Here is a 26240-nt window from a genome sequence, read left to right on the forward strand (position 1 = left end):
ACCTCTCACTCGACAAATGATTAAAAGCTAGATTATTACAAACAAAAAATCACCGTTGCAGTCACTGTTTTACAACACAAAATTATTGGTTTTTAGCATTTTTAACCAAACCCCAAAGTACTATTGTATAAAGTACAAGAAAGTAGAAAAATGATTAATTTAAAAGATTAAACAATCTTATAAATACAATTGTGAAAGTTCATTTGAAACTAACCTAAAACAGTAGAAAGATTAAATTATTTAGCATGACACAGAAAAACATTATTTATTGTTTCCTTTTCGTTCTGATGGGATCTTTAAATACTTACGCTCAAATCTGGAAAGATCCAAAGGCTAATATTGATGCCCGTGTAGAAGATCTGTTATCGAAAATGACACTAGAAGAAAAAATAAGCTATTGCGGCTCAAGAATCCCCGCAATTGAACGATTAAAAATTCCAAGTTTTGAATGGTACGGAGAAGCTTTACACGGTATAATTGGATGGAACTGCACGCAGTTTCCACAAAATATCGCTATGGGAAGCACATGGAATCCAGATTTAATGTTTGATGTCGCCACTGCTATATCTAATGAAGCACGTGCACTAAAAAACATGGGGCAAAAAGAAGTGATGATGTTCTCTCCTACAGTAAATATGGCGCGTGATCCAAGATGGGGTCGAAATGGTGAATGTTATAGCGAAGATCCTTTTTTAATGTCAGAAATGGCGAGAATGTACATTCGTGGAATGCAAGGCAATGATCCAAAATATACAAAAACGGTAACAACAGTAAAACACTATGTGGCAAACAATGTTGATACTGGTCGTGAAAAGCATCATTCTATAATCAACAAAAAGGATTTATATGAATATTACTTTCCTGCTTATAAAACTTGTGTTGTAGATGAAGAGTCGACCGGAATTATGACGGCCTTAAATGGATTAAACGGAATACCCTGTTCTGCTCATAATTGGTTAGTAAATGATGTTTTGCGTAAAGAATGGGGATTTGATGGATATGTAGTTGCAGACTGGACAGCTGTTGAAGGTTTAGAAAAAAGAATGAATTATGCTAAAAGTCAACCTGAGTCTGCTGCAATGGCTATAAAAGCAGGTGTTGATCAAGAGTGCTTTAGAAATGACAAAAAACAAGCACCAATGGTTTATGCACTTAAACCAGCTATCGAACAAGGGCTTTTAACAGAAAAAGAATTAGACGTATCTGTTCGTAGATTGCTACGTTTGCGCTTCATGACTGGTGATTTTGATGATCCATCGCTTAACCCCTACTCGAAAATTCCAACAAGTATAATGGAATGTGATGCACACAAAAAATTAGCGCTTAGAGCCGCCGAACAAGCAATCGTACTTTTAAAGAATGATAATGTACTTCCGTTAAAAAAAAATATCAAAAGTTTGGCTGTTATTGGACCTTTTGCTGATAGATGTTGGATGGGTATTTATTCTGGTTTTCCTAAAAGTAAAGTTAGTCCATTTGCTGGGTTAAAAAACATGTCTTCTGCTAAAATTAGTTACGCCAAAGGTTGCGAAGTTACCAAAAATGCTACCGATGATAAAAAAATAGCCGAGGCAGTAGCATTGGCCAAAAAATCAGAACATGTAATATTAGTTGTGGGAAATGATGAGACAACCTCGACAGAAAATATTGATCGCAAATCATTAAGATTACCGGGTAACCAGCACAAGCTTATCAAAGCAGTTCAGGCCGTAAATAAAAACATCATACTGGTATTAGTTCCTAGTGGTCCAACTGCCATTACCTGGGAACAGAATACTATTCCAGGAATTATCTGCGCTTGGCCCAATGGTCAAGAACAGGGGACTGCACTTGCCAATGTTTTGTTTGGAAATACTAACCCTGGAGGTAAATTAAATTCTACATGGTACAAATCAGACAATGATTTACCCGATTTTAACGACTACAATATTCAAACTGGGCGAACTTATATGTACTTTCAAGGTAAACCTTTGTATCCTTTTGGCTATGGTTTGAGTTATTCTAATTTCAAAATTGAAAATATAGAGCTTAGTAGAAAAAAAATAAGTGTACAGGAAAATTTAACAGTGCATGTAAACGTATCTAATTTAAGTACTATCGATGGTGACGAGGTTGTACAAGTTTATGTTCGTGACCTTAAAACTTCGCAAAAAACCCCTATAAAAGCCTTAAAAGGGTTTAAGCGTGTTAGTGTACCAGCCCGAGGAACTAAATCGATTAAAATTATACTCCCCTACGAAGCTTTTTCCTATTACGACACTAAAGAAGAACAGTTTATGGTTGAAGAAGGTATGTTTGAAATTTTGGTTGGTAACTCAAGTGACAATATTACAATTGCAAAAACTATAGGAGTTAAAGGAGGCATCGTTCCATCTATTAAAGTAGGCCAAAAAAGTGGTTATTTTAATAGTGAAGATGAGAATCGCTATAAAAAATGGGATTATTTATATAAAGATGAATCTTCTATGAAATCATCAGAAATAAAAGAAGGAAAAGATGTTGCGTGGATTGCGTATGACATTACATTTGTTGATCCAGGGTTTTATGTAAATACATGGTATGCCGAATTAAATTTTACCTCATCTACCAAAAAAGCAATTGTAGAAACTTCTATGGCTGGAGCTACAATTGGTTCTTACACAATCTCGGACAAACAATTAATATTACCCATAACGATCCCAATTCCTCCAGAATATGGAAAACCTGTACGACTTAAAATTAAAACCTTAAATGGGGAAGTGAAACACAAATCAATAAAAATAATTCCTCCTGGAAATAAAGAACCTTTTGTGATTAATCGAGTAATAGCAAAATCGAGAAATTAATAGACTACGAAATTGAAGTTTTAATTCTAGTATTACATATAAAAATTCAAGAGCTATGGCATTGGGATTGAACTTAATCAACAGAACTTTTAATGAACACTACCCACAATTTATTTTATAGCTTATTGTTTAGATCTGATTCTTTTAGTATTATATGTTTCTCCTCGATGTATATTCTTTTTAGTAATTAAGGATATATTATTCTTATGATTAAATGTTAACGATTTTTATATAACATATAAAAATCGTTAACATTTTGGATATACACTAAGTCGAACTTTTAATTTTATATTTTGTTACATCTTTTATTTCTAATTTAAACCTATATATTGCTGCTACAAATGTATATTAGAAACATATTTATCTCTTGCATCGAATCGATGCGTAATATGAATATGAGTGAGATTATTTAAATGATGTAGCGCTAAACTTTCCTTCTGATATAGAAAATGCTACATTATTTAAATCCCCTGTGAATGAAAATGTACCTGCTATTTTGTTATCCACAACACTTGAAAGAGTTATTGTACCAGACTCATTTACTGAAGTAAGATTATTACTATTATCGATTAGTGTTGCGGTATAATCATCAGTTTCACCACTAACAATTGTGTACGTACCTGTTTTTAATTCGACTGGCAACCACAGTCTAATTGAATTATTTGTCCCTTTTATCTCAATTAGTTTGATTGAATTGTTAGAAAGTACTGATATATCTGATTCCTCTATTAGAGTGTCATTTAATTTATAACTAATAAATGAACTTGTATTTACAATAGGCTCATCATCATCAGAACTACAGGATTGAAGTGTTATGCTTAAAAAAAATATTATTATTAAAAATGGTTTTACTTTTTTCATGATTATTGTTTGATTTTTTGTTTAATGAAATGTGTTTAAAATTATTTGTGTGTGAAAATCAAGAACTATACCATTTCTGGATCAAAATTAGTATGAACGTTAAATGTACGCGAAACAAAAACGAGTGAAAAAAAATGTTAGTTTTCAGATTATATAAGAGTCAAATACACACAAACCTTTTGGTTTACTATAAAACTAAAACATACTTAAAGCCATAGACCTTGCATACACCTATCTACCAATCAAACACTTACTCAAACTTAGCTTTCGACTTCATCAGTGATTTTCAGGCTTCATATAAAATAACCTAATAATTATTTGTACTGGAATTGAACTTTATAATTAACCTTATTTCAGGCAAACGTTATTGCCAGTAAACAGTTTTCTTAAGAAAGGTAAGAGTTAGCTTATTTTTATTTAGAATTATTAAAAATAGAATATATTTACACAAAAAAATTCATTATGAAAAAACTAGCCTATTGCCTTCTAGTATTTATTTCTTTAGTCAATAATACTATTATGGCACAATCTATAGAAAGTGATAATAATCCAAGGAACATTATTTACATTAATGCTGGTACTCTTTTAGTATATAATTCGGTCAATTTAAATTATGAACGTAGTATTTGGCATTCTGATAACGGTTTTTTCAAAAATTATTATTTGAATCTTGGAGCCGGTATTTTTAGTAGAAATTCTGGATTTGCACCTGGTCCTAATTCAAAGGGAATTGTAAGTAGCTTAGGCCTAATCGCACTTACCGGAAAAAGTAATGGTCACTTTGAAACTGGCCTTGGTGTTTCCGTGAATATAGAAACCGATATAACTAATGATGACCCTGAAGAAGGTTTTGAAAAAGAGACCTTCGTTTTACCAAATATAACCATAGGGTATCGATATCAAGAAGAAAATGCACCCATGATTCGCTTAGGGATTGATTTTCCAAGGGGTATTTATATGGGTTTTGGTTATGGATTTTAATATATAAACTTTGTTTTAAATATCCTGTTGATTATTTATTTCTGTTATTTCTATTACTAATCACAAATTTTTCGCAACGCACAAATCTTCAATTTACTTTTGATGTTTTATGTTTGAGCATAATAATTCCAATCCAAACAAACCAAAAAATCTGTGTTAACCCAAAAATGGCTCCTACATCTTTTAGCCCGGGTATCATGGTTATTATACCAGAAACACCCACTATTAATCCAAGAAAATTTAATGCCTTATGAAATACTTTTTCTCTTAAACCATAACCACTTATCAGAAATACCCAAAGGCCTCCAACGACCTCAACACCACCTCCAAGTCCATTCTGGATAGATTCAATTATTCTCCAGGATGTGAGTGCTACAGTATTATTTTCTGTAAACAAATCATTTACGGTTTCTAATCCAATATTAGCAATCATACCACTAGAAATAACTAAACATGACCATATAAATCCAAGAATTGGTATGACTTTTATTCCTATTAGAGATTTATCTTTAAAGTTTTCATGAATAGCAATCGTAAGCGGAATTAGAACTAAACCAAATATGACATAAATAAGCAAATTCCAGCATTGAAACAATGCCTTATTATCGAGAACAAATTTCAATTTATCAAGCTCGGTTTTATCTGTATCCATAGCGGGAGCCATAAAAAAGAAAAGAACTACAAAACCAATGATATATAAAACTGCCTCAATAATACCAGCTATACCTCCAATTTTTTGATTGTTCATTTTAATCATCTTGCTTATTTTCAAGGAAGACGACTAAACCTAGAATTTGTTACAGATCCTTACTTTATTTGACTTCTATAAACTGGGTACTTAAATATAGTTGTTTCCAAACTCCATCTTTATAATTTCCAACCTTAAAATTATAGGTTGAATCATTTACATACTCCCACATATCTGTTACGTTAGAACCACCATATTCATATTGATAAATGATATTTTTATCTTTTGAAAATACTACACCCTCGGTCAATCCGCCAAAAACATCAAACTCCCAAAATTTAATGCTATTTAATTCTTTATCAAATTGCCTTATTCCATGATTTCGTTTTCCTAATTTAGTTTGTTCTTTATCTACAAATCCAATAGCATTTGTGATAACCAGGGTACTATCTAAAGAATACTCAAACTTAATTTCTTGTACAAATTTACTTCCGTCTCCCCAATTTCCTTCTGCTTTCCAAGTTTTCTCAACAAGGTTGTCAAACATTGAAAGTTTTGAATCTTGGCTAAAGACTTTAATAGAAACAAAAAAAAGTAATATTACGAATACGTTTTTCATAATTGTATATCATATTTAATCTGAAATGCATTTTTATGCTGCTCTAAGTTATCTCTAAAACATGAAAATATGTAAACTTTAGCTTGATTTTTTCATTTCATATATACAAAAAAGCCTACTTAGAAAGTCTATTCAATTTTCTAAGTAGGTTTTACTAGCAATTAATTTTACACCTTGTTATATTTATTTCTTATTCTGTTTTTTTAAGTTTTTAATCATTTTACCAAATTTTTTATCTTTTTTTCGTTTTTCAGAAACAGTTAATTCAAAGTGAGTTTTTTCCTTCTCCATCTTTATATAATTTTTATATGACGCTTTATTAATCTTATTAGTATCAAGTGCTTTTAACACTTCACACCCTATCTCATTAATATGTTTACAATCTGAAAATTTACATTGTTCAGATAACGCAACAATCTCACTAAAGGTATCTTTAAGCCCACTTGATGAATTCGTAATACCCACTTCTCTCATACCGGGATTATCTATTAGAATTCCTTTTTCTGTAATAATCAATTCTCTATGAGTCGTATTGTGTTTTCCTCTGGTAATACTTTTACTTATTTCTCCGGTAAGCATTATATTTTTACCCGCCAAATTATTAATAAGAGAAGACTTACCAACTCCAGATGAACCTAAAAGGCAATATGTTTTACCTTTACATAGGTATTCTTCTAATTTTTCAAACCCTTTTTGTGATGCATTACTTAACCATACTAATGGGATTCGTTTTATACGATTTTGAATAGAAGTAATTAAAGATTTTAATTTACTATCATCTACTAAATCAATTTTATTTAAAATAATGATTGGCTTGATATTAGAAGAGTTACAAATAGCTAAGTACCTTTCTATTCGGTTTATATTAAAATCTCTATCAATTGCTTGTACGATAAAAGCATAATCAATATTAGTTGCAATTATTTGTATTGCTCCCGATTGACCAACAGCCTTTCTTGATATCATTGAATATCTAGGTAGTATTTTATGAATTATTGAGCTATAGGAATCATAAACCATCAACGCAACCCAGTCTCCTACCGCTGGAAAATCCATGCGACTATTTGCGGTATACCTTAAATTACCTGTGATTTCTGCATCATATTCACCTTTTTCTGTTTTGACAACATATCTTTCTCTATGTTCTGAAATAATTCTACCTATTTCAAAATCTTTTAGATTATTTTCAATTTTTAGTTTTTCTATTTTTTTGTTATATCCAAGGTTTTCTAGTTCCATGTCTTATAAATTTGAAAGATCGTGACAGACTCTCTTATACATACAAATGATAGAGATGAAATTTGAATATTTAGAGCATTTACGTGAATAAGCTCTATATTAACCCAAATAATAAGGAGGTCACAATCCATGTGATATTTAATGTAAAATGTAAATAAGTAGTGTAGCTTCGAAAGGTTTTTCGAAGTTAAGAATGATAGTCAATACGTAAATTGACTATCTATTTTACAATATCCAAATATGATATTACAGACATAAAAAGTATTAAGTACTATTATAGTGATGATAAAAGTACGAAATATATTTTGTTTCTTCTTTTTTCTAGAAAGTGGTAAACTAGTATTCGTATTAAGTAAGGTATTTTATGAACGATAAGTTTATTTGCCAAAAACGCGTTACATTCTATATAAACTTTCTTTAAATCTTACACATTAATCGTTTTAAAAATTAGTCATTTTAATACTCTTGGATTCATTTTCAGAAAGAATAACATGTTGCATTAGTCCTCCTCCAGTTTTTTCCCACAACATAAAAGCTATGATATAATACTCACCAGCAGGAAGATTACTAAATTCAAACTCTCCATCTTTATTACACATAGTTTTTATGGTATCATGATATCCTTTTGGATCAGGAGTAAATTTAGGAATCCCATCTTCAATATGAACATAACCAGAATTTGTATTGCGATAAATATGATTTAATCTTTCTTGGGTATATTGGCAATTTGGCATTAACTCTATTCTAAATTCTTCCCCGAAGCGTATCTTACCATTTTTTGATTTAAACTTAGCAGTTCCCTTTATTTGACTATTACCTTTGGTCTTAAACCAACTTACTTCTTGATTCTTAAATTTATTTACTATTGTAATTGGAGTATCATTTTTAGTTTTTTTCTTGTCAGCGCAATTAATACATAAAAACCCAATTATAATTAGTACTAATTTATGTTTCATATTATTAGAATTAATTTTCTGACACGTTTACTATATTTCTCAGATTACTATTACCTAATCTACTTGAGATTGGTGCTAAGTTAGCTATAAATACTTTGCTATTATTTTTTACATAAAGGGCTATACAGAACATTACTTATTCGATTTTTGCCATAGGGATTGCACAAATTTGTTTTGTAATATGACTTACCATGACATAAAAAAATTGAATTGGACAAGAAATTATAGCTTCATTAATAATCGGTTGGTAGGCTCCTTTTAAGATTTCTTCATTTAATGTGGGGCGATATCTTGCAACTGTTCCTATGTAATATGCAAAACCTAAAAAAGACGAAAGTCTATGAAGACGATAAGGTTCTAAGTCCAAATAATAACGATAGCCTTGTCTGGTTAACATTGGTGTAATATTTAGTGCATTGATATCATTTACTATCTTTTTATAACACATTTTCCAACTCGCATCAGAGTTTTTAGTATATGCCGTAGAAAAATGCGACTTAAAATATTTTCTTTTCGAATCATTTTCAACATCTAACTCAAAAAGTTTTTCTTTATAGATTCCTTTACGCAGCTTATCTACTTTCATTTGCTTATCAAACTTCTTTTCGTAGCTAAGCGTATAAAATAATCTGTTTCTATTCTTGTTGGTGCGAATGGTAATTTCTATCGGTAAAAATTTTCTTTTTTTATCAAACAGATTTAATGCATATCCTATTTCATGTACCTCTGGTAATTCCCATAGGATATCTTTAAACTTTAAATCTACTCCATCCCCGTTACTAATTTCTTTTCCTAAAACTTTTGCAAATTCATGAAAAATAGATATCCCTCCCCCATTAGGGTTAGCTAGTTTTAATTTATCTTTTGAATCTGAGGGTAACGATAAACCATGATGCTCCACTTTAGTCTCTAATTCATATCCTTCTATAATCAAATAAACTTTAACCAGATTAATAAATGAGTAATATAACAATGTACCTTTTGACGGCATTTTAGCCTGCAAAGATGAGTTATAAAAATCACGTGATAATTGAGTAAAATATCTAGCCTTAATAAGTTTTTTTCTCATTTTGGTCGAGTCACGTTTAATAGAGTTAAACCAACTATCAATCCATGCTTCTAAATATCCCAATGGATCTGATGTCAAACTAAAAAGAGCACCCGCATCATTTTTAAATGGAAAATATTTTACCGTCTTATATTCTCGTAGGGCTACATCTCCAATGTCTTCTAATTTCATTTGGCATCTATATTTACTAAGCTTAATTATGTGATTCTATTATGAAGTATAAATATAGAATCTTTTGTATACTCTAAATAATTCTATTGTTACAATTTTATAATCAGATACTATTTCTAGATTCTTAAAAAGAACACCACACGTATAACCATAACATATTCTACAATAGAACTACCCTAAACCCGTAATAATTTCGAAATAAAACAATAAAAATGGCTGCTAGTTTTATATAGTATTCAATGAATTTATAAATTTATTTAAAAGTTTGTACATTTAAGTGTTTCTGGTCAAAACCATTTAAAATGAGATACACTATTAGCTATGTAAGTACTATCAACTCAAGTTTATCAAAATCTGAGGTAAAAATGCTAATGGATTTTGTTAAAGATCGTAATAGTATATTAGGCGTTACTGGCATATTAATTCATACAGAGGGTAATTTTTTTCAAGTGCTAGAGGGGGAACAAGAGCTCGTGAAGTCTTTATTTAAAAAGATCAAAATAGATGATCGACATCATAGTATCATCAAAATGCTAGATACAACAACAGATAGTACTTCTTTTTCTCAGTATCATTCTTCATTTACGGTTGTGTCAGAGCGGGATGGTCAAAATGAATTACGTCAATTTCTAAAAAAAGAGAAAGAAAACAATCCTGGGCATTTTAAAAGTATATCATATTTGACTAAAAAAATCATGAATATTTTATAAAATACTTCAATACAGGTAGTACTATTATTTATATAGTTTTTTACGCGAAGTGTTTACATCTATAGCCAAGCCTTTATCAATTAACTCAAATATATCAAATCGCCATTCTGTTAACATAATGACTCTTTGATATTCGAGGTCGTTGTAATTTATCTTGCGACCAGTAGCAACGTTAATCAGTTTTCCGTTACATATTGACTCTTCAGAAAGACCTATTTTCTTGATAGGAACAAAGCTATATCCGTTATAAGTAATCTTTTTTGTTAAATCTGACAATGGGTAAAGTACTAATTTATAATTCTCTTGCCAAGCTATGCCAGCATCTTCATTATCATTTATATCACAAAGGTCTTTAAAAGAAAACGGTACTATTCTCTGTTCTTTATTTTGATAAAAACACTTTTTATCAGCATATGCAGCCAGGTGCCGTATTTTTAAGTTCCCTATCATATAATTAGTTATCTTCTTCTAATTCGTCTTAATTGATATTCATTAAAAATAGTCAAAAATTAAGCTTACTTATAAAGATTTTCAAAACATTGCCTATTTAATTTAAAACTTAAAGTAGTATTTTTGCACTAAACAAAAAAAGTTTATGGCTTCAAAATATATTGCTCCTTCTGTTTTAGCTGCAGATTTTGCTAATTTACAACGTGATATCGAGATGATTAATAACAGTGAGGCTGATTGGTTTCACATCGATATTATGGATGGTGTTTTTGTACCAAATATCTCATTTGGGATGCCTGTCTTAAGAGATATTGCAAAACATGCGACTAAAACTATAGACGTTCATCTAATGATTGTTGACCCAGATCGGTACATAAAAACTTTTGCAGATTTAGGAAGTAACATTTTAACCGTTCATTATGAAGCATGTACACATCTTCATAGAACATTACAAGCTATCAAAGCTGAAGGGATGAAAGCTGGTGTTGCCATAAACCCCCATACTAACGTGAATTTACTAGAAGATGTTATTAATGATATCGATTTGGTATGTATTATGAGTGTGAATCCAGGGTTTGGTGGACAATCTTTTATAGAGAACACCTATAAAAAAGTAACTCGTCTTAAAGAAATTATTACACAAAATAATGCAGGCACATTAATTGAAATTGATGGTGGGGTCACAAACAAAAATGCTAAAAAACTAATTGATGCTGGTGCTGATGTATTAGTTGCAGGAAGTTTTGTCTTTAAAAGCGAGAACCCTACTCATACTATAAAAGAATTAAAAGAAATCATAAAAGTTTAATCACCAAAGATGTCACTGGCACTAACACCTTCTTTTGATACCTGGACATCATTTTTTTTGTTGGTAAGTTCGTTAGGATTCTTCTTAACCGTTATCTTGAGTCTTAACAAGAGTAATAGAGCAAATAATGCACCTATTGTTTTACTAATTCTAGGGTTTTCTTTTATACTCCTACAATACGTCCTTTATTGGACAAAATATCAATCCAAGTATCCTTTTGTTTATTTCTTTGATACTAGTTGGTATTTATCTTTTGGACCATTATTATATACCTATATCACAAAATTTTATAACAATAAACTTAAAACACAATGGTTTCATTTCACTCCTGCCATAGTCGTATTCATTCTTAGTTTTTACTTTCTTATTCGATCTAATGGATTTCAAAATTTCGAAACTCTTAATGGCAATTCTCTATTTTATGTTTTTCACTTTTTAAGATCTCCATGGTTAGCAGCTGTATCTTTTATTATCTATCTTATACTTATTAAATACAATAGTTCTATTTATACAACCAAAACAAAATCTCAATATGATATAGTACGTGCTAAATGGACAAACCTGCTTATATCTTTATTCTTATTGTTTACTATTTCTTATATCAGTTATTATGTATTAGTACAATTTTCATTTTTCAATTTGCATTGGGACTATGCAATATCATTTTCAATGTCATTTTCGATATATGCAATTGGATATATGGTATATAAAGAACCTTCAATTTTTAATGGTACACTTTTATCTAATTTATTCTTGAAAGAACATTATGCCCACACACTCACAGAAACCACTAAAAACGATTTTTTTAATACATTAATTATCCACCTAAAAGAAAATAAACCCTATACGGATAATACGTTAAGGTTGACACATCTTGCAGATCAAATAGGGTTATCTCCACATACACTCTCTAAACTTATTAATGAAAAAGCTCAAAAAAACTTCAATCAATTCATTAATGAATATCGATTAGAAGAAGCAAAAAAAATGCTTCAAAAAGATCCTGATACAAGTATAAAAACTATCTATTTTGATGTAGGATTTAACAACAAAGCTACTTTTAATGCCGCTTTCAAAAACAAGTTTAATTGTACTCCTTCAGCATATAAGAAAAAATATGTAGTAGCTCAGGATAAATAAAGAGTAAAGAATTATAATTTTAAACCCTTTATACTATCATTCTTAGGACTTTTAGCCTTATAAATCTTAAAATCCAAGGCTTATGAGAACTTTTATTTTACTCTTATGTTTTTGCTTTTCTAGCGCTTCTTTTTCACAAAAATTTACCTTAATCAAAGATTCTATTAATCCAATAGTATCAGATACAGCTATTGGCGCAACCTATTTTGGTACTTCATGGACCGACATTAATAATGATGATCAGCTTGATCTATTTTATGCGGGTACTATTTATAAAAATTTAGGAAATGGAAATTTTGAAATTGCCCAAAACAATGCCAATATCCCTAGGGCCACTGCTCTTGTAGGTTGTAGTTGGGCTGATTATGAGAATGACGGAGATCTAGACCTTATCTACTCTAGATTTTCGTCTCCTGGCACATTTCAGACCAGAATTTACAAAAATTCGAATGGTCAATTTACAGAAGCTAATACTATTTTAAATACTATTAATTCTGCAACCTGGAGTGTACAATGGTGTGATTATAACAACGATAGTTATATAGATTTTATACTCACTTTTGCAGATTTATTTCTAGGTTCTAATCGCTTTCCAAACCGCTTGTACCGAGGCAATAGTGATGGCACCTTTACCGAAGTAAATGCGCCTTACGAGTTTCTTACCGAAAAAGCGGCATACACAGTTTCTAATTGGACTGATTATGATGAAGATGGAGATACGGATTTGTTAATCGCTAGTGGTCCTGCATCTGGTCCTACGGGCATTAAACCTGATTTTTTGTTTAAAAACTTACAAATCGAAACAGGAAAAGAAGGATTTCAAAAGTTAACAAATGCTGATATTTCATTTGCAGAAGATCCTCAAGATGGACAATGTTATAATGTTGTAGACTATGATAATGATGGAGATCTTGATATTTGTCTCACCAATTATTCTGGGGTAGAAAACAAATTTTACATAAATAACTCTGGAGCCTATACAAATACAACTACTCCATTTACAATCAATAATACACAAAACTTAACTAATGCCTGGGGAGATTTTGATAATGATTCGGATTTAGATCTTATTGTTACTGCATCAACTCCTACAGGAAGTGGTTATTTTATTAATAATGGGGATGGAACCTTTACAGAAAGTAATGTAAACTTAATTAATACAGAAACATCCGGAAACTCAACAGGTGCAACTATTGGGGATTATGATAATGACGGGGATCTTGATTTTTTTGTCGTAGGTCAAGGGATAAAAGGGCTCTTTAGAAATGATTTAGCTATCAAAAATCATTTTACAAATATTAAACTTATTGGCAACCCATCCAACAAGGCAGGATTAGGTGCTAGATTAGTACTCACTACTAAAATTAAAGGAAAACTAGTAACTCAAAAAAGAGAAATATCTGCTTCAAATACATTTATGGGTCATAATAGTTTAAGGGCACATTTTGGATTAGCTAAAGCAAAAAAAATCGATGAATTAACCATTTATTGGCCATCTGGAAATGTCTCTAGATTCAAAAATCTTCGGGTCAATACGTTTTACACCATAGAAGAAGGCAAAAAAAAACCCATTTCTCCAAAAATCAAAAAATCACGTATTAGCGTAATCGTATACCCTAATCCTGTTAAAAATGTCGTAAAAGCTAAAGTTTTAAATATAAAAACTAAAGTTCCGATTAAAGTTGAAATTTTAAATGCGAATGGAACTATTATCACAGAAAAAACATTCAACTACAACGAAAAAATTGTAATGAATACAGCTACTTTGATAAAGGGAAATTATTTTTTGAGCATCAAAATAGATGAACAAAAAGTTCTAAAAAAGTTTCTAGTTAGATAGCCTATCCCCTATTTTTGAGTAGTAAAGGCAAGTTTCTCTTTTTTGAAGCTTGCCTTTTATCATCTTAAAAGCATAAAAATTAGTAGTTTTATGGGTTATTAAACCTATTTTAGGCAAAACGGATATAATTTCTTGCATGAAACACATTGATTTAATAATTGTTGGTGGAGGTCCCATAGGAATTGCCTGTGGTCTAGAAGCCAAGAAAAAAAATATTGATTACTTAATTCTTGAAAAAGGACCTATCGTTAATTCATTGTTTAATTATCCTGTTAATATGCAATTTTTTTCTTCTTCGGAAAAACTAGAAATTGACGGAATTCCATTTATAAGTAATGAAGCTAAACCAAAACGTAATGAAGCACTAGAATATTATAGACGTATCGTTACGTCGAACGATTTAAGTATTAATTTATTCGAAGAAGTTATTACCGTTAACAAACAAGATAAAGACTTTCATGTAACAACTAATAAAGAACAATATATAGCTACCTATGTTATTATTGCAACAGGGTTTTATGATATCCCAAATACCATTAACGTTTCTGGAGAAGAGTTGCCCAAAGTATCTCATTATTATAAAGATCCTCACTTTTACGCAAAACAAAAAATAGCTGTGATTGGTGCTAGTAATTCTGCTGTTGACGCAGCATTAGAATGTTATCGAAAAGGTGCAGAGGTAACGCTACTTGTTAGGGGTTCAGAAATTGGAAAGCGTGTTAAATATTGGGTGCGCCCTGATATTGACAATAGGATTGCCGAAGGAAGTATTAAAGCATTCTATAATGTAACTATTACAGAAATATTACCGCAAAGTATCTCTATCCATACTCCCGAAGGTGATTTTTCTCTAGCTAATGATTATGTGCTAGCACTAACTGGATATAAACCTAATTTTAAATTTCTCAAAAAAATAGGGATCAACCTTTCAGAAGACGAAAAATTATATCCGCAATACAATGAACAAACTATGGAGTCTAATATAGCCAACCTTTATCTGGCAGGAGTTATTTGTGGAGGTATGGATACCCATATTTGGTTTATCGAAAATTCCAGAATTCATGCCAAAATCATTCTCAACAATATCATTTCAAAAAAATAATATGCTTAAAAAAGATCCCCTCTTAAGCTTTGAAAAAATCTCAAAACAATGGCTTTTTGACCTTGAGCATTACACTAATGAGGTGTTATATCAAAAACCATCAGAAACCCAATGGTGTCTGGCAGAACTTTTTGATCATATTATAAGAGTTGCAAGAACTTACCAATTACCTAACTTTAATAACTGTATCCAAAATAATATTAGAAAAGGAGCCTTAAAAAATGGCACTGCTTATCTTGTTTTTGATCTTAACATTATACCCTACAAGAAGATTCGTATGGAATCTTTTCCAACAAAGGTTGCAAGGGATTTCAATCCTTTAGAAAGAGACGCTAACGAGCTTATTGAAGATTTTAAACTCTTTATCAATGAAGTCAAAAGAAATGCAACTTTACTTTCTAATTTCGATAAAAAGACAAAGCATTTTCATCCATTTTTTGGGATGATCAATGCTAAAGAATGGTTTTCTTTAGTAGAAATACATATGAGACATCACAGTAAACAAAAGAAGCGATTAGAATCACTAAAACTCTCCTAAAAGAGTGTAATAAGATAAATGTAATTCTTTAGCTAGAAGAGGGTTATAACTAATCTTCAAAATATCTAAAATTGAGCATTTGCGCAACATAGCCATATATCTCGGGGAATTTTTTCTTGAGTTCTAAAGGGGTTTCCATAAAGACTTCAACCAGAACTGCTATAAACTCAAATTTATCGGTATACGCATATTCTCTTAATATCCTAGTTTCTACAAGTTTCTGTCGTATTTCTTGGGCTCCCAAATATTCTTCAAGCATTAAAAAAGTATCATAAAAAATCTCAGAGCTAATATCTGTATTTTTGATAGAGTTATAATGAATAGCATGAGTAATTTCGTGAATTCCTAAGCTTTTTCCATCATCCTTATGCTGGTTTCCTCTCTGGAAATGTTCCCATGATAGTGCTAGAGCTTTGGACCTTGGATTAAACTCACCATTATTTTGTGTTTGATTTAAGATTGAATAAAACGAAGTTGGATAAATTACAATAGTGTTGAGATACTCTAATAAATATTCGCGCATCCCAAAAGTAAGTTGTACAACCATCATACTAATTTGCATCCGCATAAAATCATCTATAACCAGACCTTCTCTTCCTACAAAGTTAATCTCCTGCAGAAACCTAAAAGTTCTGTGTTCAAAATAGCGTTTTCTTTGTTTATCCAAAGAAGAGTAAAAGCTGTTTTTAAGTAAAAAAGGTGTAAGAGTCTCTGGTAATTTTTTGATTTTAAAATAAAAATGAACAAAGTAAGGTTTCTTATTACGACGAGAATAAACAGTCTCTAAATATCGCAATACATAATACATACAAATAGATACAACGCCAACCGTCACAAAGACACCTATAACATTTTGAAGCACTGAATTTCCAGAGCTTTCATCAAGTTGTATTAAAGTAAATATTGAAAAATTCAAAAAAGAAAAATGTAGGTTAAGGTTATTAAAAATAGTGTTTTAGAAGTTAAAACCTTATTAAAACGATATTTTAACATATTTATTCTTTAAAAATCTATGGTTATTCTATCGCTTATAACATCCTATCCCATAAATATGCGTTGTTATTGAAAATTTAACGATTTCCAGTGCGCTTAGGAATGAAATTTGATCCATAAAAACTGTCAGTACCAGTGTTTAATTTTAGAAGAACACCCCATAACATTAAAATTAAAATACGACATGTTTAGATTTTACAAAAAATATCCAATCTCTTTGGATTACCTAGATATATTATACAGAAATACTGTTTCAAAACTTCCTGTAAGCAATCGTATTAAGTATTGTGAATCTTTAATTCACAGAACGAAAGATGATATTTCGAATGCCAATTGCGCAGTACAAAAAAGGAAATTGAAAAAACTTTTAAAAGCGGCTAAGATTGAAATATTTAAACTTAATCAGAATAATTAGGCATTCTCATTATTTTTTTAGGCACATGGCACAAAAAAAGGTTTGACTATATTTAGCCAAACCTATATAACTCATTAGCAGAAATTTAAATTATACAATAGCCCCCTATTAATAACCAGCTGACACTGTTTTATTTTGATTACAAAGTAAATTTACAAAGTAACCTGAGTATATAATATTTCATTGTATTTCATCAATAAAAATCCAGTTAAACCGTACTTTATTATGCCTTTAAATTTAGACTTTAAAACATAAAAAAGGTTTAGCATATACAGCTAAACCTCCCTATTAAGTTTGATGGTACTGCCTAAAACAGTCCCCCATTACCCTCAAACTATTCTATTTTGTTTTATTTATACCTCTTGTTTTATTGATGCAAAAGAGGTTTCTTCATTAATCTTTTTAAAATATTTTAATACTCCTTTTAATTTTATATTGCTTCGCTTTGGAGCTACATTATAGTTATCCAAAACTTGATCATAAATGACCTTATTTCCTAAAGCTCGGATTTCTGCACTAATTTTAACATGTATAGCTATATACCCATCTGTACAACTACAATTTATTATCTCAACTCGTATTTCTGGGTTATCATTAATTCTAGTTGTAATATAGCTATTGTGCGGAATTTCAATTTTCTCAATTTTACCTTCTTTTATTCCTTTGAACTGGCTAGAGTAATAAATATCATAATGATTATTACCCAAACTCACTAATTGAAGCGTCGTCTTGATGCGCTCTTGTAGTGGCCAATGACCAAATTTCACTCTTTGTGTTTTCTTATCTATTATGGGATATGACATGTCGCTTATAAGTTTAGTTTGATTCTTATTAAAACAACAAACTGTGTTAATACGGGTATAAAACTATATAATAGTGTAGATGAAAAATATTTCATCATATTTCATATGGCTTTTCAACTACACTATTGTACTTAATACATGTATCCAAAATTAGCTTTAGTAGAAATTAAAAAAACCATCAAAAGAAAGCTTTTGATGGTTTAATAATAAATTTGAGTTACTACTTAAATAATAGTGTAAATCTAATATTAGTTCTTAATATCCTAATAAAACATTAAGCCAAACTACTTAATGCCTCAAGTTCTGTAGTATTATTTTCTAAATAAAGTTCACTTAAGGATTGAACAGATATATAAGCTTGATTACTATTTTGTGTACTATCGGCATTTATCCATACAAGTTGTTGTCCATTCCCTTGTAAATTAAATGGTGAAGTCTGAGTATCTGAAGTGGTAATAGTCACAAAATCTTTAGCATCTCCAGCATATTTAATAACCGTGTCTGGGTTTACCAATTTGTTTACTATAATTACCTCTGCACTACGTTCTGCAAACTGAACCGCTGTAAATTGATTAATATTACTTTGAATTTGCCCAGAGTACCAATGAGACTCAGGAACAGCATAGAAACGTGTAAATTTCTCAAAACTTTGGTTTTCACCATTTAAAGGTAATTTCTTGTTATTAATCCCATTTGTATCTATAGGCATTTTTACACTACCAATAAAAGCTTGAATTTTTGCCCCTTGATTTCCATTAGTTATGGCTATAGAAACCGTATTTGTTTGACTGCCATCGATGAAACATAATGCTGCTAATCCTTGATTCATTGTAGTGCCTGGTACGGTTACGGATACTGGTGGTTGAGAATTTGACCACACTACTTGTAAAGTTGTAGAAGCATCATTTCCTGCTGCATTATAAAAAAATAAGCAATATAATTGCCCATTATTTAAACTACCATTACTTGTAGCAGTATCTCCTTCACCGAGTTCTATTAATCTACCATTATTCCAGTTAATTGTTGACATGATTTGTTTGTTTAAATTTATTCCCTACTCTAATTTTATGAGCTTTTCGGGTTCCTCTCTTAAATCAAAATCAATAGTAGCTACTTGATCGAATAAACTATCCGATCACCATAATTTTTAACAATCTAGTTTAAAATTACATTGTATTTTAAAACGATTTTCTACTAAATACTGATGGTTTTTAAATGGTAAACATCATAAAGGGTTGGGCAGAATTATCCAGTAAAACATATGTAATCTTAGGGTCTAATTTTTGGCCAAAATCAAATTAATATTATCTAAATCAGAAGACGTCTTTAATACCTGATCATTATAATATTTTTGACATAATGAATGTAAGAGTTTATTATGGGAGAAAATATTTCATTCTATTTCATAATTTCATCATAAAATACTGATTAACATTACTTTATAAGCACCAAAGAAGTATAAAAATGAAGGCGAAACCGCAATTCAAAGTTGATAAAAATGTAGATTTATTGTATAAAAAAAATCATAGTACATTGAGCTACAAAACATTTAATTGAGTATCATTCAAATGAAAGAGATTAACTAAATATGGCTATCAATTTTTACATTAAACAAGTTGATCTATAGCAGAGGGGGATTCACTAAACAACTCGATTAAATTTCCTGCATTTTTTGTAGTGTCACTATAGGGAATTAATTTAATAGTACCTTCTCCAAAAGTATTTGGTGGAGCTTGTAAAGATTTTAACACAAAGAACCGTTCATTATTAATTGTAACCACACCATCCAATAGTGTTCTATGTAAATCGTTCATGAATACTGGTCCCCTAACAGTCCTTGCCAAACCAGTAGTTTTCTTTTGTGCTTCTTGAAAAATTTGCAGTGCTTTTGCCAGTGGAATTCTAAAACAGGATTCTGAATTATGGTCAGCCTCTATAAACATATAATACGGTACCATTCCTAAAGTAATTTGTTTATTCCATAAAGTACTCCAATCTTCTGGAGTATCATTTATACCTTCAACAAGAGGTCCTTGACATCTAATAACCGTTCCTGTTGCTCTAATTCTTTGTATCGCTTGTTTAACAGCTTCATTTTCTAACTCTACTGGATGAGTAAAGTGCGCACATAAATTAAGATGTTTACCTCTGGATTGTATGTATTTAAATAATGCTAATAATTCATCGGCATCTTGATCTGTTGTAAACCTAAAAGGCCACCAGGCTAAAGATTTTGAACTAATACGTATTACTTTTACAGAATCTATTTCTAAAATAGGATCTATATATTCTCGTAATGTTTTTGCTTTAAGCACTAATGGATCTGCCCCCGTAAACAATACATCACTAATCTCTGGATGTTCTTTTAAGAAAGCCACTGGTTCTTGAGGATCCTTATATGAAGAGTTTTGCTGTGCTTCTTTATTATTAAACATGATCCATCTAAAGCAATACGAACAATACGAATGACATGTTTTGGCCATTGGATCCGGAAATAAGCTTACTATGGTTCCAAAATTGCTATACATTCCCCTTACCCTAACGCCATCAACTTTAGGAATGCTTGTCTCACAATGTTTTACTTCGGGGTACATTTTTTTCTTTACCTTCTGAATAAAAGGCATTAGTGTTTTTTCTTCTAACCCACTTTGATATAATAATTGTAACGCCTTATAATCAGTTATAGGTAGCATCTCTTTTCTTGGAAAGATTAATTTATAAATCGGATCATTAGGTATCGCATCCCAGTTTATTAAATGTTCTAAAACATAAGTATTCACTTTAAAATGAAAGACGCTGGAAAGAATATCAAATACTTCTCTTTCTTTTTCTGGTAACCTTGTATAATACTCGGTTTTCTTAAATGAATTGTTGTTATAGGATATAAATTTCATGGTTAATTATCATTTTAAATAAAAATACTCAAAGGGTTTAATTCTTCTTCTGTAAGAGGTTCTTTAAATTTTCCCATTTTTACAGGTACATCATACAGTCTTCCTGGGGCAGTACGTCTCCAAAAATGGCGTAATCCCGGTACAATTACTTTGGCTACTGAAAGGCCTATATCTGGCTGTGTTAAATCCAAAGCCAACGTTTCTAACCCTTGTTTTTTGGCTTTTTCTATGCAAAACTGCAAACTATCATAAACTGTAGCTGGGCAAAGTTTCGCATAGTCAGCTTGCATATTCTTTTTTTCTTTATCTAATGGAATCAGATATGTATTATCTTTTAATGTGGCATTATTTAACCAGTCTATAAACACCTTATCTGTAGTTAAATAATCTTTCTTATCGTTGATAACTACGGGTAATAACTGATTAAGTTCTATAATTGCTCTTTCTAAAGCAATATTGGCATCTACATGAGCTCCAAAAGCATAAAGCACTTTATCTTTTTCATCTTCTTTTATACTATGGCTAATGGCTACAAAAACAGGAATTTCCAGATCTGTAGTAATATCCAGTACATAAAGACTTCTATTTATGTCTTTATAATACCTCATCATTTTGTTGACATACTCATTACCAGCAGTTTCTAAAGCCACTTCTGGGTATTGAATACGATTATACCACCAAATTGCTGCAGCATCACGCTCTACAAGTTCAAGAAAACCTTGTAGTATAGCTTCTTCTATAGTATTACCTGCCGCACAACCGTTAGAATCAGGATATGCATACAAACGCTTCTCGTCCTTTGCCGGATATTGCGCATAACAATAGCAAGAAGGAAGAAACTTAAACTCTTTGTGTGTAAGACTATATACCGGAGTCCAATCCATTACCTCATCCGTATCGAATGCAATTGGAATTAGTGAGTAAAACTTAGTGCTTTCATTATTGATTCGTTCTCTATCCTGATACTGTGCATTGCTATAAAGCATACATTGGTTAGGATGTATTTTAACATCCAAATCCTTAAAAGCAGCTTGAACTTTATAAGCTTCTCCTTGGTACATAAGACTATATCGTTCTATGGCTTCACATAAAGCACCGGTTTTAGCTTGAATCTCTGTTTTTCCTTTACCACCATTTGCACTTCTGAGATGTAGATTTAACCAGAATAACGAAGAACTTTGAAGTGCCATATTTTTACCTGAACCAAAATTATAAATTGGCGCATCTTCTACAGGATGATATGCTCTTAAATAAGGAACAACTCCCGTTATATCACTAACATGATGCATATACTTCTCTAAAGTCACCTCTGGGGGTACGGTGCGATAACCTCCCAAATGATCAGATAAAATATCTTCTTTTTTTAAATCAATTGGTGACGGATGTTGGCTTAACACCTCTTTAGTTCCACATGCTCTACATTGCGGTCTTTTAACTACTCTGTGTGTACTTTGTTTTCTTGTTTTAGTATTTATAGCGATCAAATGATTAAATAATTGATCATTATGATCATGATACATCCATGAAACCAATTCAGAAAGAGCAACACTTATACCCCACTGTTGTGCTAATGGATGATTTATTACAGGACGGGCAATAGTATGATTGGTTTTAGCAAGTGCCTGATACAGCTTACTCTCTTGATCATGTAATGCTAAACGATGTTGTAAACAAGCCCAACAAGCACTATCAGCATTATCGGGAAGTATAAGAGGACCTATGTAAGGAGTTGTACCATTTAACTTAAGTAACAACCATGGTATCTGATGATCTAACATTTCCTGATTTACGGATTCCAAATCAGGATGTAAATAATCTGTAGTCAAGACAACAATTAAAGTAGGAGTTTCAGAGAATTCTATCCCAACATTTCTACACGCATCATTAAACATCATCGTATCTACCGATCCTAAAGCCCTTACAGCGATTGATTTGTTCTTAAATATCGTAGATAAGGTATTTGTATCGTAACCCGACTCTTCCCAATATGCAGTTTGTTCTGGAGTAAAGTAGGGCTTTGATTGTGTAATATAACCCTCTGATTCTAATTGATGCAACGTAATTATAACATCACTAAGATTAGAACTATAGTGCTCATAATTAGCTACAATGAAATCTTTAGTAATTTTTTCACCACTAATCTTCTCTAAAAGTTGGATTGCTAAAGGCGATTGTAATACAACACTATCTCGTTCTGAGGTCATGATCGTATAGTGATCGTTAACATTAACTTTAGTATATTTTTCTTTAATTCTGTAAAATGTATCTGGCATTATATCAAGAGTATTCTTTTGAAATTTTTATCAAAAAAAAACAATAATCAATGTTGAGTTATCTAAGAAAACAACATTGATTATTTTATTTAAAACTACCAAAAAAAATAGTTCTATGCTTAATAAAAATCACGTAATTTTATGAAGTCGTTAAAATTATTTCTGCTGTTTCTTTATTGTCTTTACAATACACTTTGGTTAACATATCTTTATTTGGTATAAAACATGGTAAAATAAGTATCGCATCATAATATTGTAAATCTTCAGTATCAAAAGGTAGAATCACTTTTGACACTCCATTTTCTGCTAGTAATTCTCTTTTTATTGTTTTTATACCTTCTTTACCATTACTAAATACTTGCACAAATAAAGGAGATTCTTTTATAGTAACTGTTTCTTTACTACCTCCTTTTTTAGTAAAATATAGATTCGGCCAGGCTGTTTCATAGTCTAAAATCACCCGAGTATTTTGCGGTATTTTCATACCGCAACCTTTCCAGGGTTTACCATTTTCTATCCAAACATAAGTATTGTCTTTTTTACCATCTGTCATAAATGCTACTGTATTTTCAGGATCTTGAAAAGCCTCTAGCAAATCTTTATCGCGCGCACATTTAAGACTAAGTTCATAATATCGTTCGTAAATAGTATATATCTGATTTTTAGTTGTATTTGAATCTAAAGTCGTTTTTTCCTGTTTTTGGTCTATTGTGATTGTTTCCATGGTTTAGGTTTTAAGAATTTAAAAATATCGATAAGCATTTTGACTAACGAGATACTAATTCTTATTAAATCAAGTACAAGTTGCAATAAATTCTTCTACTATTGCATCTGCACCAAAAATTTTCATATTTGTCTTTACATCTAATCTTGGACTTGCATAAGGTACATACAGAGTATATTCGTATTTCTTTTCTCCTTTTTGCAACTCTAACTCAATTTCACTAAAATCTAGAGAGGCATAATTTTCTGTATCTGCTTTATTAATCGTAAAAAAACCTGATTTTAATTTTTGTTTATTTTTCTCATTCTTTTTATAATAGAAATCTGTATCCATCAAAATAGAAAGTTCTAATTGATAAGGTTTTTCTTCAACAACAATTTGGGCTTTATCCTCTATACTATCTGTTTTTTCTACAATTACGAATTTAGATTTTGAAATTGAAGTATCTAAGATAATATTGGTCTGTTTTGGAATTTTCATTTCGCAACCCGGCCAGAAGTACCATTTTTCTTCAGAATCAGTAGCTATAAAACCTTCTAATTGGCTCTTTACTTCATTAACTATACTTTTATATAATTCGGGTTTCGTACTGCGAAGTTGCGTTAATTCTGTAATGGTATAACCTACCGCGAACTCTATTTGGTCTTTGTTATTGGTTTTTTCTGTTCTAAACAAAACTCCATTGGTTAAAAAACCATGTCTCAAATTATTAGAATTAACATAGGCATCTCTAACAAAATCATTAATAGACTCAAAAAAATGAAATGTATTGAAAAATTCAGTAATTCTTAAGATATCTATTTTAATTAAATCTGTTTCATTAATTAGTACCTTAAATTTTGAGGTTATCGCTCTATCAATTGCATCATACACTTGGTACAACGGATCATTATTAGGTTGAGCATCGAATAATGATTTGATTTCTTTTCTTACGAGCTCTTCTAAATTTAAATTCTCTACAATTGTTGATGGTTCAGTTTCTTCATTAACCATGATTTTAAGTTTTAAGAGTTATTAATTAAATAAGTGTTTGGTTTTTAGCTGTCTTATTATCCTACATAATATTAAATTTTAACTTAATAAGGATTAAACTTAAATCAATTACGGTTTTAAGTTACTAAAAATCAAACACTTAAATAAGATACTATAAATTAAATAACTCACCCAAAAACAAAGGCTTGTTTATGATATTTTTAATAATATTCTAACAATTAAAAAATGATCTAGAATTAAGTCGTAGTTGCAACAAACTCTTCTACTCTTCCATTTTTACCAGAAATTTCCAAATGCGTTAACACATCAAACCTTGGACTGTTATAAGGCATATATAGAGTAAAGTCGTATTCTTCACCATTTTTTAATACCAAATCGATTTCACTAAAACCATCGGCATTTACACCTTCAAATTCAGGCTCTGATCTATTGATCGCAAAAAAACCAGCTTTTAATTTTTGCTCTTTAGCCTCTTCATTTTCTTTATAGAAGAATTCATTATCCCCCAAAAGAGAAACTTCCAATTGGTAAGGTTTTTCTTCTAATATGATTTGGGTCGCCTGATCATTAGTCGATTTTATTTTTTTCTTAGTTACGACGAATTTAGATTTTTGTACCGAAGTATCTACTAATATAGTAGTCTCTTCTGGAATTTTCATCTCACAACCTGGCCAGAAATACCATTTTTCTTCAATTTTATCATTTTCTATTGCTGAAGCACTTAGATTTTTTAATTGTTCATCTATTTCTGAAAGAATTCTATCATACTCATTTGAAGGTAGTTTAGCAAGTTCATGAATATTATATCTTTCTTTCACTTCTAGTTTATTTCCTACTTTTTCAGTTCGAAACAATGCTCCGTTAGTTAAAAACCCAAGCCTTAAACTATTGTGCTCTAAATAAGCATCTCTTAAAGCTTCATTTACAGATTCGAAAAAAGATAATGTATTAAAGAACTGTACAATTCTTAATATATCGTCTTTTGTTGTACCATCATTTGGTATGTTTTGGTCAATCATATGATACATTATATATGATGAATCATTAAGAGGTTTTGCATCAAATCTATCTTTGACTTCTTTTCTCACCTTTGCTAAACGTAGGTGTATTGACTCTTCTGCCATTAAATCTTGTGTGCTCATTTTTTT

At 30.7% G+C, this 26240-nt stretch carries 23 protein-coding genes; 8 read left to right on the forward strand and 15 right to left on the reverse strand.

The annotated features are described in order from the left end of the window. Window positions 1–245 precede the first annotated feature (245 nt). Window positions 246–2825, forward strand: a complete 2580-nt coding sequence (locus AWE51_RS18415) for a glycoside hydrolase family 3 C-terminal domain-containing protein (RefSeq protein ID WP_082832504.1) — start codon at window positions 246–248, stop codon at window positions 2823–2825. A 405-nt stretch (window positions 2826–3230) separates the two neighbouring features. Here the strand turns inward: AWE51_RS18415 and AWE51_RS18420 are convergent, their stop codons facing one another. Further along, window positions 3231–3686: a DUF6252 family protein gene (locus AWE51_RS18420; RefSeq protein WP_066316531.1), complete on the reverse strand. Its 456-nt coding sequence runs from the start codon at window positions 3684–3686 to the stop codon at window positions 3231–3233. 462 nt (window positions 3687–4148) lie between these two features. On the opposite strand from AWE51_RS18420, the gene AWE51_RS18425 reads away from it, so the two are divergent. Then, window positions 4149–4667: a hypothetical protein gene (locus tag AWE51_RS18425; RefSeq protein WP_066316532.1), complete on the forward strand. Its 519-nt coding sequence runs from the start codon at window positions 4149–4151 to the stop codon at window positions 4665–4667. 88 nt (window positions 4668–4755) lie between these two features. Here AWE51_RS18425 and AWE51_RS18430 read toward each other — a convergent pair whose 3' ends face one another. The 5 genes from AWE51_RS18430 to AWE51_RS18450 all read right to left on the reverse strand — a co-directional run bounded on the left by AWE51_RS18430 (window position 4756) and on the right by AWE51_RS18450 (window position 9409). Beyond that, on the reverse strand, window positions 4756–5415 hold the full coding sequence (locus tag AWE51_RS18430) for a hypothetical protein (protein WP_066317775.1): 660 nt from the start codon (window positions 5413–5415) through the stop codon (window positions 4756–4758). A 64-nt stretch (window positions 5416–5479) separates the two neighbouring features. Continuing rightward, complete coding sequence (locus AWE51_RS18435; protein WP_066316534.1) at window positions 5480–5974, reverse strand: hypothetical protein; 495 nt, start codon at window positions 5972–5974, stop codon at window positions 5480–5482. Window positions 5975–6157: 183 nt separating this feature from the next. Further along, entirely contained in the window at window positions 6158–7213 is a 1056-nt protein-coding gene (gene rsgA, locus AWE51_RS18440; protein WP_066316536.1) for a ribosome small subunit-dependent GTPase A, read from the reverse strand. Between the two features lie 440 nt (window positions 7214–7653). Then, window positions 7654–8169: a prealbumin-like fold domain-containing protein gene (locus AWE51_RS18445; RefSeq protein WP_066316539.1), complete on the reverse strand. Its 516-nt coding sequence runs from the start codon at window positions 8167–8169 to the stop codon at window positions 7654–7656. Between the two features lie 136 nt (window positions 8170–8305). Further along, a complete protein-coding gene (locus tag AWE51_RS18450) occupies window positions 8306–9409 on the reverse strand; it encodes a YaaC family protein (RefSeq protein ID WP_066316542.1) in 1104 nt (367 codons plus the stop codon). A 302-nt stretch (window positions 9410–9711) separates the two neighbouring features. Here AWE51_RS18450 and AWE51_RS18455 point away from each other — a divergent pair, with 302 nt between their 5' ends. Continuing rightward, entirely contained in the window at window positions 9712–10119 is a 408-nt protein-coding gene (locus tag AWE51_RS18455; protein ID WP_066316544.1) for a BLUF domain-containing protein, read from the forward strand. A 24-nt stretch (window positions 10120–10143) separates the two neighbouring features. Here the strand turns inward: AWE51_RS18455 and AWE51_RS18460 are convergent, their stop codons facing one another. Beyond that, window positions 10144–10569, reverse strand: a complete 426-nt coding sequence (locus AWE51_RS18460) for a hypothetical protein (RefSeq protein WP_066316547.1) — start codon at window positions 10567–10569, stop codon at window positions 10144–10146. Between the two features lie 145 nt (window positions 10570–10714). Between AWE51_RS18460 and rpe the strand changes: the two genes are divergently transcribed. The 5 genes from rpe to AWE51_RS18485 all read left to right on the forward strand — a co-directional run bounded on the left by rpe (window position 10715) and on the right by AWE51_RS18485 (window position 15997). Beyond that, on the forward strand, window positions 10715–11377 hold the full coding sequence (rpe, locus tag AWE51_RS18465) for a ribulose-phosphate 3-epimerase (protein ID WP_066316548.1): 663 nt from the start codon (window positions 10715–10717) through the stop codon (window positions 11375–11377). A gap of 9 nt (window positions 11378–11386) precedes the next feature. After that, window positions 11387–12517 (forward strand): AraC family transcriptional regulator, encoded by a 1131-nt coding sequence (locus tag AWE51_RS18470; RefSeq protein WP_066316550.1) that lies wholly within the window; start codon window positions 11387–11389, stop codon window positions 12515–12517. An 82-nt stretch (window positions 12518–12599) separates the two neighbouring features. Continuing rightward, window positions 12600–14357 carry an FG-GAP-like repeat-containing protein gene (locus AWE51_RS18475; RefSeq protein WP_066316552.1) on the forward strand — a complete coding sequence of 586 codons (1758 nt, stop codon included), beginning with the start codon at window positions 12600–12602 and terminating at the stop codon, window positions 14355–14357. Window positions 14358–14493: 136 nt separating this feature from the next. Then, window positions 14494–15459, forward strand: a complete 966-nt coding sequence (locus AWE51_RS18480) for a YpdA family putative bacillithiol disulfide reductase (RefSeq protein ID WP_066316554.1) — start codon at window positions 14494–14496, stop codon at window positions 15457–15459. Window position 15460: 1 nt separating this feature from the next. Continuing rightward, a complete protein-coding gene (locus AWE51_RS18485; protein ID WP_157766174.1) occupies window positions 15461–15997 on the forward strand; it encodes a DinB family protein in 537 nt (178 codons plus the stop codon). Between the two features lie 49 nt (window positions 15998–16046). Here AWE51_RS18485 and AWE51_RS18490 read toward each other — a convergent pair whose 3' ends face one another. The 8 genes from AWE51_RS18490 to AWE51_RS18530 all read right to left on the reverse strand — a co-directional run bounded on the left by AWE51_RS18490 (window position 16047) and on the right by AWE51_RS18530 (window position 26234). Further along, window positions 16047–16913 (reverse strand): zinc-dependent peptidase, encoded by an 867-nt coding sequence (locus AWE51_RS18490; protein WP_082832506.1) that lies wholly within the window; start codon window positions 16911–16913, stop codon window positions 16047–16049. 845 nt (window positions 16914–17758) lie between these two features. Further along, window positions 17759–18208, reverse strand: a complete 450-nt coding sequence (locus tag AWE51_RS18500; RefSeq protein ID WP_066316564.1) for a hypothetical protein — start codon at window positions 18206–18208, stop codon at window positions 17759–17761. 274 nt (window positions 18209–18482) lie between these two features. Next, window positions 18483–19238 (reverse strand): hypothetical protein, encoded by a 756-nt coding sequence (locus AWE51_RS18505; RefSeq protein WP_066316566.1) that lies wholly within the window; start codon window positions 19236–19238, stop codon window positions 18483–18485. A gap of 577 nt (window positions 19239–19815) precedes the next feature. After that, window positions 19816–21102, reverse strand: a complete 1287-nt coding sequence (locus tag AWE51_RS18510) for a KamA family radical SAM protein (RefSeq protein WP_066316568.1) — start codon at window positions 21100–21102, stop codon at window positions 19816–19818. A gap of 14 nt (window positions 21103–21116) precedes the next feature. After that, on the reverse strand, window positions 21117–23375 hold the full coding sequence (locus AWE51_RS18515; protein WP_066316570.1) for a TOMM precursor leader peptide-binding protein: 2259 nt from the start codon (window positions 23373–23375) through the stop codon (window positions 21117–21119). Window positions 23376–23514: 139 nt separating this feature from the next. After that, window positions 23515–24099 carry a hypothetical protein gene (locus AWE51_RS18520; protein ID WP_066316573.1) on the reverse strand — a complete coding sequence of 195 codons (585 nt, stop codon included), beginning with the start codon at window positions 24097–24099 and terminating at the stop codon, window positions 23515–23517. A gap of 69 nt (window positions 24100–24168) precedes the next feature. Further along, the gene (locus AWE51_RS18525; protein ID WP_066316575.1) at window positions 24169–25092 is read right to left on the reverse strand and encodes a hypothetical protein; all 924 of its coding nucleotides are present in this window, start codon (window positions 25090–25092) and stop codon (window positions 24169–24171) included. A gap of 236 nt (window positions 25093–25328) precedes the next feature. Then, window positions 25329–26234 carry a hypothetical protein gene (locus AWE51_RS18530; RefSeq protein ID WP_066316578.1) on the reverse strand — a complete coding sequence of 302 codons (906 nt, stop codon included), beginning with the start codon at window positions 26232–26234 and terminating at the stop codon, window positions 25329–25331. Window positions 26235–26240 lie beyond the last annotated feature (6 nt).

This window comes from Aquimarina aggregata, assembly GCF_001632745.1.
In the GTDB taxonomy this organism is placed as follows: Bacteria; Bacteroidota; Bacteroidia; order Flavobacteriales; family Flavobacteriaceae; genus Aquimarina; species Aquimarina aggregata.